Here is an 11,296-nt window from a genome sequence, read left to right as displayed (position 1 = left end):
GGTCGATGGCGAAGCTTAAGCTAGGAGCATTCGAGGATGCTAAGCCGGTCAAGCTCACGTTCGAACTGCCGACGAACATACATCGCGATCTGGTAACCTACGCTGAGGTTCTGGCCCGCCAAACCGGACAGACCATAAGCGATCCTGCCAAGTTGATTGCGCCGATGCTGGCTCGGTTCATGGCGACCGATCGAGCTTTTGCAAAGGCCCGCCGAGCGCGTCAATTTCCCGAGCAAGGTGATGGGTAGCGCTCAGAGAGTAGCTTCAGGAAGGTTTCTAGGACCGAATTTTCGTTATCCTTTTGCCAATAGGCTGAATAGTTCAACACGCTCGGTCCACTGCCGTCCCGTAGTTCTCGATATACGAGACCGGAAAGAGTGGCACCTGCGTCCGATTCCAGAACAAGGCTGATGCCGACCTTCATTGTGACCAGGCTCTTTACAATGCCACGACTGATATCGTGACGTTCAATCTTCGGTCGATCATCGGGCGATACAAGCTTTGAAACCAACAGATCTTCAATTTCACTTCCCGGATCGTAGTGACTCAAGATAACCGTCTCGTCTCGTAAGTCCGTCCAATAAATGACTTTTCGCTGCGCCAGAGGATGTTCCGCAGGCAAGACGACCAACACCCGCTCATTCCAAAGCGGCATTCTGCTGGTTTTTTGAGATGATGTCCCTCCCGTCAAGATCAGAACGTCCAGCGCACCATTACGAAGCGCCGCCATCAGATGGGCGCGCCGTCGTTCCACGGTAGAGAGTTCGATTTGAGGAAATCTCTGAAGAAGGTCCAGCAGCGATGCTCTCAAATTGCCCGCGGCGAGAGATGTACAGAAGCCAACTGCAAGTCGGCCAGCTTCGCCACGGCCACTTGCCCTCATAGTAGCAGCAAGCGCATCCAGCTGCTCGACTATCGAGCGCGCTACGCTCAAGAAGTGACGGCCGGCCGGGGTCGCACGCACTCCCCCACTTGATCGCTCAAATATATGGACTCCAAAGCTGTGTTCGAGCAGCTGAATTGAACGACTAATGGTCGATTGCTTGATTGACAGTACTTCGGCGGCTTGCCGAAAGCTGCCGTAATCTGCCGCTGTGATTGCCTGTTGAAGTTGATCCAAATTCAAGCCAAGGGGCCGTCCTCCCCTCAGCAGCCCGGGACGCTCCATGACTACCGCACCATCCATATGAAAGAAAAAAGGTGCATCGGTTGTACACAAGATTGAGACGATTCTTAGTTGTAGATTGCAGTGGTGATAAGCTGCCAGCGACTTGTGAGCCCCGGTGCCTATTGAGCGATAGGCGATGACTATCGCCAGCAAACTGTCCTGCCTATCGGCTACCGCGAATCTGATCTCGTTGGCCGGCATGGCGAACCAATCTTACCTGCAGAGGGCTGCTATTCAGGGTGAGTCTGAAGAATGTTGACGTCAGAAGGGCCGAGTCGTTTTACCTGGCTTGTAGCGCCTAACAGGTGCCTTACCACGGTGCCGGCCGTGGCTGGCCGGAGCGCGAACTGTTCAAGGGTTTATGCGGTATTTGCGGGCTTGATTCCGAGGCAGGCGCGGAAGCCTTGTTCGGGGTGCGAGCGCTCGTCGAGAATGAGGTCGCACAATGCGCTGGTTGCCGGCCCGATCGCGGCGGCGTCCCTGACGGATACGCCCGATAGTCCAGCCGGCGTAGCGCCGATGGCTGGAGGCCATGTGCTCCGGCACGGTGGTGTGCTTGTGATTGCCACTCATGCGCTGATGCGCGGCAATCCGCTCGCCCTTGTGGACCATCCATATGAAAGAAAAAAGGTGCATCGGTTGTACACAAGATTGAGACGATTCTTAGTTGTAGATTGCAGTGGTGATAAGCTGCCAGCGACTTGTGAGCCCCGGTGCCTATTGAGCGATAGGCGATGACTATCGCCAGCAAACTGTCCTGCCTATCGGCTACCGCGAATCTGATCTCGTTGGCCGGCATGGCGAACCAATCTTACCTGCAGAGGGCTGCTATTCAGGGTGAGTCTGAAGAATGTTGACGTCAGAAGGGCCGAGTCGTTTTACCTGGCTTGTAGCGCCTAACAGGTGCCTTACCACGGTGCCGGCCGTGGCTGGCCGGAGCGCGAACTGTTCAAGGGTTTATGCGGTATTTGCGGGCTTGATTCCGATTAGTAGCCAAAACGGCCTGTTCGGCAGGGTGCCTTTAGAAGATCGGACCTACCTTGACGGCGGACCAGATCCGCAATGCGCCATAGCAAGTCCGGCAGTAAATCGAGAACCAGATCGTGACGGAGCTTGGCCCTATGCCGCCTGCCGCACCGCAGCGCCAGATCGCCCATCTCGTCGGCTGCAGCCTGAAGACATCGAAGGCATTTTGGACCGGATCAAGCAGGCATTGCCCGCCGTGAATGTCCTGTTCGAATCAGTCGGACCGCAATTTCGCATGGCGCATGGCGAGCCGCCGGTGATGGTCTTCCGTTTGCTCGGCATCATGTGCACGCGCGCCTGCAGAACGTAGGACAACTGATGAGTTGCCTCGAGGCATTCAACGAGGCGCTTGCCGACATTCACAGTGATCTCTGCGCGGCTTGCTAGACAACGAGGGCCACAGCCCTGATTTTGGAGCAAACGCAGAAGTGCGTCGCTGGTTTGGTAGAAGACGGTGGCGTACCATGAAGAAACCGAAGCGGTTCCAGCCAGGTGACCCAGAAGCCTCGCGGGCCGTCTCGACGAGTTACGCAAGCGAAGCGCGGCTCGCCCGGGAGCAGACCAACATGAACATGCAAGCTCGATCTATACCGGCCGCTGAGACAGCGAAGCCGCTGGAGCGCGAGCCGCTCCACTTCGGACGCCCAGCGCCGGCTGCCCAAGTTAGCCTCTCTTCTTGAGAGATAGGGGCAGCATTGCCATGGTCAAACCTCCCTTAACCGAAAGGCGAGCGCAGTAGGTGGCACGCGTAACTCTGTTTTGGTTCATTCTCTCTCAGCAAAAGCGGGAGACGGCGCGGGGCGGTGCACGCGCCCTCTCTTGCGGCAATCTTGCTCGAGGTCTTATCCTGGCCTTTGCGGCCCTTCGCCACCGACGAGTTCCGCTCGAAAATGACGGTGATCTCCAGAGTTGATCGTCGGTGCGGTATTTGACCACCAGAGCGACATTGGATCGTGCGTTCTCATACCACATCCTCGTTGAGCAACGTGGATACAAGTCCCATCGGGCCAGGACCCGACGCCTTTGGCCGGGCCCTTGCCGACATCCGGCGCCGCTTCGCTGCGCGGCACTTATGAACTAGCTCGGAGGCCTCGGTTTCAAGAGGAGGGGTCTTGCGTGCCAAGGTGTCTTGCCTAGATCACCGGCGCGCGCTGATCTAGAGGCGGGGTATGATCTTCCCCCGATAAAGTGGACGGGTTAAGCGGCTTTTAGCTCCATCTCGATCGGGGGGATATATCCGAGTGCGGAATGGAGCCTTGTCCGGTTATAGAATCCTTCGATGAAGCTGAAGATATCGCGCTGGGCCTCAGTGCGGGTCTTGTAGTTGCGATGATGGACGAGCTCGGTCTTCAGGGTATGGAAGAAGCTTTCCATCGGGGCGTTGTCGTAGCAATCGGCCCTGCGGCTCATTGATGCCGTCATGCCGGCCTCCATAAGGGTGCTGCGATAAGCGTGCGAAGCGTATTGCACACCCCGGTCGGTGTGACAGATCAATCCGGCCTGCGGCCGCCGCTCCCGGATTGCCATCGTCAGGGCTGCGGAGGCGAGCTCGACCTGCATGTGATCGCGCATGGCCCAGCCGACGATCTTCCGACTGAACAGATCCATGACGGCGGCCAGATAAAGCCACCCCTCGGCGGTCGGGATGTAGGTGATGTCGCCGAGCCAGACCCGGTTCGGGGCTTCCGCCGTGAAGTCGCGCGCGACCAGGTTCGGTGCGATCGGCAGGTCGTGACGGCTGTCGGTGGTGCGCACACGGCGTGGCTTTGCGGTGATGGCGCGGATGCCATGCCGGCGCATCGTCCGCTCGATCCGGCCGCGGCTGGCGCTGCGTCCCTGCCTGCGCAGAGCGGCATGGACGCGGGGACTGCCGTAGCGGCCGCTGCTGTCCTGATGGACCTGCCGTATCTCGGCCAGCAGCGCGGCATGGGATTTTGCCCGCTCGCTCACGGGGCGGTCGCGCCAAGCGTAGTAGCCGGCCGGCGAGACCTCGAGCACGGCGCACATCAGCCGCACCGGATAGGTGTTGCGATGGTCCTCGATGAAGCGAAAGCTCATGTTCGGGTTCCGGCAAAGATCGCGATCGACTTTTTTAAAATGTCGCGTTCCATCCGCAGCCGCTCGTTCTCCTGGCGCAACACGGCGAGTTCCGAAGCCTGGTCCGCCGACATCGGCGTCGCCTGCGTGGTGGGGCGCCACGCCGCCGATGCCGGCTCGCGCCGGAGCTTATCGACCCAGCGCCGCAGCACTGAGTCGCGCAGACCGAGCTCCTTGGCTACCGACCCGATCGAGCGGCCGCTCGACACCACCAACCCCGCCGCCTCGCGCTTGTACTCTTCAGTAAACGACCGACGTGCACGTTCCATTCAACACCTCCAGGCTCAACGAGCCTACTACAGGTGTCCACTCATTCGGAGGAAGTTCAGTAAACCCGGGCCGCTATGAAGGCACCACGGAGGAGAGGCAGTGCAGTCCCGATCTCCCGCCTCCAGATCAGAAACCGCGTCTGCAATCTCGCGTTCTTTCTGGCCTGTTAGGAGAGCCCCTTGCGCGACGAAGACCTCGATCTTGCCCTTGAGCAAACTTTTCCGGCGGATCCGCCAGCCTTCATGGCCGGCTTGGCCATCGCCGGCGGACCGCCGTCAAAGTCCGGTCAGGGATGCCGAAAGAGGACCGGGGCGAAGGAGAGTAAGACGCGTCCTACGGCAAGTAAGTGAGGCGCGACTCTCTGTGCGGCAAGCCGTGTAGCCGGTGGTCGAGGTAGCTCAAGCAAGGCTGCCACCAACGTTACAGGAGATTGTTTACTAATTAGGAACGAACGATAGGAGCTATTTTGACTTAGAGCTAGATGGAGTTGCGTAATGGCTGGCTCACCGTCGATCGTACCAGACCAAATCGATCGGGATATTTATCTCGTGCTGGACGACCTTGGGGGGAAGTACGGGCGGGCTTGGCGCGAAACCGCGAAGCGGACACAGAGCGGCCCGCCTTGATCCGAGACCTACTGGACATCTAAATCCAGCCCGCGCAATCGCCTTCAATCCCGCCGGCGGCTGGTCACGCGACGTCACACAGGAGATTGCCAACGAGCTGCGTGACCGCTGTACTCAGCGTGGCGGGGTGCCTTGCTCGTTGGACGAGTTCTGAGGCGCTACACCGCTGAAAAGGGCGCTTCAGTCTAGCCCTTACCAGACCGTGCCGAGGTGTTGCTACATGAGCTCGTCCGCCAGCGAATAGGATGAGCTTCCTCGTATATTGATATCGAGTACGGCCACATCAAAGCTATCCGGCTCGATCGCCCGGAAAGCTCAGGAATGGGCCCGATGACCTCTGCACCAAGTGGTCTCAGCGCTTTCGCTAGGTCAACTCCAAGAAAGTACTCGTCCTCAAGAATCCGAACACGGCAGCCGTTACTTTGACTGACCGTGCCCTGGGCCAGCCCGAGGCTGCGGGCAACGGCGCGTTGCGACATGCCGACGCTGTAATGCAGGCGTAGAACTTCGCGAATGTGGCGCATGGACAGTCTCTCGGTCGGGCATCTCCGGATTGCAGACTGTCAGCGGTGCGCGCCGCCTGGTTGCCCCCGATCGCGATCGCTGGAAATAGCGATCGCGATCGGCTGGAAATGGTGATCACGATGCTCTGGAATGGGTGATCACGATGGCCTGGAATGGGTGATCACGATCGGCTGGAATACGCACGTGGATACCTCGTTCACCGCACTGCGGGTGATCCGCGAGCTTGACCGCGTTATCGAGGCGCGAGGCCAAGCCCGCATGATCGTCAGCGACAAGGCACCGAGTTCACCTCAAACACCATGTCGGCCAGGCAGGAAGACCTCGGGATGAAGTGGCAATACATCTCCCCCGGCAAGCCGCCGGAATGGGTTTGTGGAAAGCTTCAAGGACTGGTTGCGCGACCAGCGTCCCGACGAGCACCTGTTCACCAATGTCATCGAGGCCCGCAGATCATCAAGGAATGGAAGGATCGACTAAAACACCAGCCGACCCCGCACGAGCCTCGACGGGCTCGCACCGAACGGGTGCGCGGCGCCCCAAGCGGGGCCAAACCCGGTACAGAGGGCAAACAGGGGCAAGATCAGCCAAGATCCCATCCTTTTAGGAACGCTTCCACCGTCTGTTCGACACGTGCTGCGGCATGGGCCTCAGTGGGCTCGCCTACGCCGAGGAGGGCTCGGAGTTGGCTGCGCCCGAGGATCATACCTACAAACTGCTCTGCCGCGTGCATCGCTTCGGCCGGCGAAAGGCGCCTTGACGACTTCGCCGCAAGTTGCGTCGCGAGCTGGGAAATCAACCGGTGGGGACCAGCCGCATACACCGCCTTGGCGAGTTCTGGAAAATGCGGCGCCTCCCAGATTAGCACCCTGTGCAAGGCGATCGAAGTGGGGGCGAGCAGTTGCGAACGAATGCGACGGGCCAGATCGATGAGGCTAGAGCTTAGGTCCGAGCCGTCCGCAAACTCGGGCAGCGAGGCGGTTACCAGATCGGCGAAGTACTCTGCCAAGGCTTGGAACACCTGATCCTTTCCTGAGAAGTGATTGTAGATCGTTTGGCGGGCCACCCCTGCCTTAAGCGCGATCTCGTCCATGGAAGTGGCGGAAAAGCCCTGTCGACCGAAGAGTTCTGATGCCGCTTTGAGTATGGCCACATGGATGTCATGTCGACCGGATGACCGTCGTCTTGTCGGTTCCGTTTCTTGACGCATTGGCATAGGTTGGGTACCCATTTAGACTGCCCAGTCTAAATGACGTAGGTCGGCCAAGATGTACAGACGTAGCCTTGCGCTGCTGTTAGTCGCCGTAGGCATAGCCGCGACGGCTTACGCTTGGCATGCTATGCGCGCGGCACCGCCTGCGACAACGGCGAGGCCAGCGCCACCGCCCGAGGTGGGGGTGATCACCGTCACACCACAGACCGTCGAGCTTCCCCTGATCTATGCTGGTCGCGTTGCCGGTGTCCGCGACGTTGAGATCCGCTCGCAGGTGGGCGGCATTTTGCTTAAGCGCGAGTATGCGGAAGGTGCCCGGGTGAAGGAAGACGAGGTCCTTTTCCGCATTGATCCCCGTCCTTACCAAGTTGCGTTGGATCGTGCGCAAGCTCAACTGGCGCAGGCTCAGGCCAACTTCGTCCAGGCCGAGCAGAATTTTCGGCGCGTCGAAGAGCTGGCGATCCGTCAGGTGACCACTCAAAAGCAGCTCGACGACGCCCGTGGCGCGCGTGATGCCGCCGAAGCGTCGGTAAAGCTCGCTCAAGCCGAGGTCGGCAATGCGACGCTCAATCTCGGATATACGACCATCAAAGCGCCAGTAGCCGGCATGACCAGTCTGCGCTCGCCACCGGAGGGCACTCTCATTCTTGCGCAGCAGACCTTGCTGACGACTATCACCCCACTCGATCCGGCTTATGTCCACTTCGCGCTCACAGATGCGGACTATCAGTCGCTACGCAGCATGAACCGAAAGCGCGCTGTTCCGATCGCGCGGAAGGACGTCTCGGTCGAGCTTCACTATGCCGAGGGAACCAAACATCCGCACACCGGGAAGCTCGACTTGTCAGCCAGCATTATCGATTCTCAGACGGGAACGATCCAGTTCCGCGCCATCTTTCCGAATGCCGACGGCACGATTCTGCCTGGCCAATTCGTGCGGGTCCGGCTCCATGGCGTCACCCTTCCTGATGCGATTATCATTCCCAAACAAGCGGTCATGCAGGGGCCGCGCGGTGCCTCTGTTTATGTGCTTGGCGCCGACGACAAGGCGGAGGCGCGGCCGATTAAAATCGGCCGAGAGCTCGACGCCGGTGTGGTGATTGAGGATGGCCTGAAGGCGGGCGAACAACTAATGGTTGACGGTGTCATGCGGGTGCGGCCTCGGGCGCCAGTCCGACCAGTTCCGGCCAACCTGCCGTCGCGCGAGGGCAACCCGCCGAAGAAAGGCGCCAAATGATCTCCCGCTTCTTCATCGACCGGCCAGTTCTTGCCTCCGTACTATCCATCGTCATCGTGCTTGCAGGCCTGGTTTCAATGCGTGTGCTTGCGATCGCGCAGTATCCGCAGATCGTGCCTCCCGAAGTCGTTGTTACCGCCAGTTATCCGGGCGCTACCGCACAAACCATTGCCGAGACGGTCGCGGCGCCGCTCGAACAGCAGATCAATGGAGTTGAGCGCATGCTCTACATGCGATCAACGTCAACGGATAGTGGGACGATGCGCCTGACCGTCACATTCGAGATCGGTACCAACTCGGACCAGGCGACCATTAACGTCAGCAATCGCGTCCAGCGTGCGGCTCCATTCCTGCCGATTGAGGTCAACCGTCAGGGCGTAACGGTGCAAAAGCGCTCGAGCACGATCCTGCAGCTTGTGACCATGTCGTCTCCCGCTGGTCGTTACGACACGATCTTCATCGGCAACTATGCGCTTGTGAATGTGATCGATGAGCTTCGTCGGCTCCCCGGTGTCGGCGATGCCTCGCTGTTCGGGGCGTCCGACTACTCCATGCGCATCTGGGTTCGTCCGGACAAGGTCGCGCAGTACAATCTCGCCATCGGAGACATCGCCCGCCGCGATACGCGAACAGAATGCGCAGTTCGCTGCCGGCCGCTTCGGGGAAGAACCGATGCCCGGCGCTGAGCCATTCACGTATTCCGTCAGTACCCCGGGGCGGCTCATAGATACCCGCGAGTTCGAGAACATCATCCTTCGTTCCGACGAGAAAGGCGCGGCGTTGAGGCTAAAGGACGTCGCGCGCGTCGAGCTTGGCGCGCTCAACTACGCTTTTTCGGCGACCTACAATGGGGCGCCAGCGGTCCCCATCGGTATCTACCTACAGCCGGACGCCAATGCGCTGGAGGTGGCCGCCGCAGTGCGGCAAACCATGGACCGCCTCGCCCAGCGTTTTCCGGAGGGGCTTACATACGATATTCCGTTCAACACCACCCGCTTCGTCGAAGCGTCCATTCGCGAAGTGATCAAGACGTTCGTCGAGGCTATCATTCTGGTCGTGGCGGTCGTGTTCCTGTTCCTCCAGAATGTCCGAGCTACGTTGATTCCGGTCATCGCCATCCCGGTTTCTATTATCGGTACCTTTGCCGGCATGTATGTGCTCGGCTTTTCCATAAATCTTCTCACGCTGTTCGGTTTGGTTTTGGCGATCGGGATCGTGGTTGACGATGCCATCGTGGTGCTGGAGAACGTGGAACGGATCATGCGCGCGGAAGCGAAGTCGGCGCGAGAAGCGGCGATCCAGGCCATGGAGGAAGTAAGTGGTCCGGTCATCGCCATCGTGCTGGTGTTGTGCGCTGTGTTCATCCCCGTGTCGTTCCTGGGGGGCTTGGCAGGCGAACTGTACCGCCAGTTTGCCGTGACAATAGCTGTGTCCGTGGTGATTTCCGGCGTCGTTGCACTTACTCTTACACCTGCACTCGCCGCCCTGCTGCTCAAGAGTGGTCATTCTGAACCGTGGCTGCCTTTTCGACTGTTCAATAGCGCCTTCGAAGGACTCACTCGGTGCTATAGCGATGCTGTGGGCTTCTTCCTGCGCCGTGTGCCGCTGTCGCTGACCCTCGTTGCAATGATGTTTGCCGGCACAGCATACCTCTTTTACCGAGTACCGACAGGGCTCGCGCCGGCTGAGGACCAAGGCTATGCGTTTCTCGTCACAGCGCTTCCGCCAGCCGCCGCCGTCGATCGCACGCGCGAGGTCAACAGCACCATCACGGAAGGGCTTAAGGCCAACCCGGCCGTTGCTAGTGTGATCAGTTTTTCAGGCTTCGATTTGCTCTCGCTGGCTCAAAAGACCAATTCAGGCATTGCTTTCGTAACCCTTAAGGATTGGGCCGAGCGCACCGATCCACGATCAGATGCCCGCACGTTGGTGCCCGGCTTCTCGGCACTGAATGCGCGCTTTCGCGACGGTGTAGTCATCGGCTTCAATCCGCCACCGATCCAAGGCATCAGTACAACAGGCGGTTTCGAAGCCTATTTGCAGGACCGCTCGGGAGGCAGTCTTGATCGCCTGGCGCAGATCACAACCAGCTTGATACAAGCAGCAGCTCAGCGTCCTGAGTTGCGCGGCGTGCGTACCACGTTTAGCACGGCCGTGCCGCAATACCGTATCCATGTGGACCGCGAGAAGGCAAAAGCGTTAAGCGTTCCGATCAGTGCTATCTTCGACACCATGCAAAGCACTTTCGGTAGCCTGTACGTGAACGACTTCACGCTGTTGGGGCGTACGTTTCGCGTGAGCCTTTCCTCCGAGGCGGAGTTCAGAAGAACGCCTGACGATCTGCGCCATGTCTTCGTTAGATCGCTCGACAACGCGATGGTACCGCTAAACGCGGTCGTATCGCTTGAGCGAGTTGTCGGCCCCGACATCGTCGATCGCTTCAACATCTTTCCAGCCGCGAAGATCCTCGGCGAGCCCGCGCCTGGATACTCCTCTGGTCAGGCCATTTCCGCGATGCAGGATATTGCGGCCAAAACGCTGTCAGCAGATTATTCGATCGGTTGGATCGGGTCAGCCTACCAAGAACTCGCCACTGCCGGCACCGGCTATCAGGGCTTTTTATTCGGAATTCTGATGGTGTTTCTCATACTTGCCGCTCAATACGAGCGCTGGTCACTGCCGCTTGCGGTGATCACGGCCGTGCCGTTTGCCGTATTCGGGGCCGTGCTCGCCATCTTCCTACGCGGCATCGACAACGATGTTTATTTCCAGATCGGGCTTGTGACCCTGATCGGCTTGGCCGCCAAAAACGCCATTCTGATTGTGGAGTTTGCCGCGCAGCGCATGCGCAAGGGGGCAACAGTCTTTGAAGCCGCTGTGGAGGGAGCTCGCTTGCGGTTTCGCCCCATTATCATGACCTCGTTGGCTTTCGTGCTCGGCGTGCTGCCACTAGCGGTCAGCACCGGCGCCGGATCCGCTAGCCGCCATTCGATCGGCACGGGCGTGATCGGCGGTATGCTGGCCGCGACTTTTGTCGCTATCCTGTTCGTGCCGGTGTTCTTTCGCTTGGTAACCCGCGCGCGTCCTGTGACTGACACTAAGCGGACAGACGTCGTCCAAGCCCCCGCAAAGTAAAC

The 11,296-nt window shown here is 59.4% G+C and carries 7 protein-coding genes and 2 pseudogenes; 5 read left to right on the top strand and 4 right to left on the bottom strand.

Translation table 11 applies throughout. The features are described from left to right. Window positions 1–5 precede the first annotated feature (5 nt). Entirely contained in the window at window positions 6–248 is a 243-nt protein-coding gene (locus ACVIJ6_RS37745) for a DUF2274 domain-containing protein (RefSeq protein ID WP_057198315.1), read from the top strand. Here the strand turns inward: ACVIJ6_RS37745 and ACVIJ6_RS37740 are convergent. Continuing rightward, complete coding sequence (locus ACVIJ6_RS37740; RefSeq protein ID WP_349510070.1) at window positions 221–1,369, bottom strand: LysR family transcriptional regulator; 1,149 nt, start codon at window positions 1,367–1,369, stop codon at window positions 221–223. The genes ACVIJ6_RS37745 and ACVIJ6_RS37740 overlap by 28 nt on opposite strands. Window positions 1,370–1,548: 179 nt before the next feature. Further along, window positions 1,549–1,786 (bottom strand): annotated as a pseudogene (locus ACVIJ6_RS37735) (IS21 family transposase); the annotation flags it as partial. Between the two features lie 307 nt (window positions 1,787–2,093). Here ACVIJ6_RS37735 and ACVIJ6_RS37730 point away from each other — a divergent pair. Further along, window positions 2,094–2,504 carry a hypothetical protein gene (locus ACVIJ6_RS37730; protein WP_444837219.1) on the top strand — a complete coding sequence of 137 codons (411 nt, stop codon included), beginning with the start codon at window positions 2,094–2,096 and terminating at the stop codon, window positions 2,502–2,504. Window positions 2,505–3,391: 887 nt separating this feature from the next. Here the strand turns inward: ACVIJ6_RS37730 and ACVIJ6_RS37725 are convergent. After that, a protein-coding gene (locus tag ACVIJ6_RS37725; protein WP_152343783.1) for an IS3 family transposase occupies window positions 3,392–4,560 on the bottom strand; the annotation gives its coding sequence in 2 pieces (ribosomal slippage) (window positions 3,392–4,272 and window positions 4,272–4,560; 1,170 coding nt in all). Between the two features lie 1,281 nt (window positions 4,561–5,841). Here ACVIJ6_RS37725 and ACVIJ6_RS37720 point away from each other — a divergent pair. Then, window positions 5,842–6,042 (top strand): hypothetical protein, encoded by a 201-nt coding sequence (locus ACVIJ6_RS37720; RefSeq protein WP_156402927.1) that lies wholly within the window; start codon window positions 5,842–5,844, stop codon window positions 6,040–6,042. 250 nt (window positions 6,043–6,292) lie between these two features. Here ACVIJ6_RS37720 and ACVIJ6_RS37715 read toward each other — a convergent pair whose 3' ends face one another. Continuing rightward, complete coding sequence (locus tag ACVIJ6_RS37715; RefSeq protein WP_057199284.1) at window positions 6,293–6,862, bottom strand: TetR/AcrR family transcriptional regulator; 570 nt, start codon at window positions 6,860–6,862, stop codon at window positions 6,293–6,295. 244 nt (window positions 6,863–7,106) lie between these two features. Here ACVIJ6_RS37715 and ACVIJ6_RS37710 point away from each other — a divergent pair, with 244 nt between their 5' ends. Then, complete coding sequence (locus tag ACVIJ6_RS37710) at window positions 7,107–8,159, top strand: efflux RND transporter periplasmic adaptor subunit (RefSeq protein WP_057199283.1); 1,053 nt, start codon at window positions 7,107–7,109, stop codon at window positions 8,157–8,159. Further along, window positions 8,159–11,294, top strand: a pseudogene (locus ACVIJ6_RS37705) (efflux RND transporter permease subunit). Before ACVIJ6_RS37710 ends, ACVIJ6_RS37705 begins: the two are co-directional and overlap by 1 nt. Window positions 11,295–11,296 lie beyond the last annotated feature (2 nt).

This window comes from Bradyrhizobium sp. USDA 4369, assembly GCF_054056435.1.
Note: the sequence above shows the minus strand (reverse complement) of the source record. Positions and strands in the feature narration are given on the sequence as shown.

Coding starts and splice junctions, on each gene's coding strand:
- ACVIJ6_RS37720 (WP_156402927.1), top strand. CDS start 5,842: ATGGGTGATCACGATGGCCTGGAATGGGTGATCACGATCGGCTGGAAT.
- ACVIJ6_RS37740 (WP_349510070.1), bottom strand. CDS start 1,369: ATGCCGGCCAACGAGATCAGATTCGCGGTAGCCGATAGGCAGGACAGT.
- ACVIJ6_RS37745 (WP_057198315.1), top strand. CDS start 6: ATGGCGAAGCTTAAGCTAGGAGCATTCGAGGATGCTAAGCCGGTCAAG.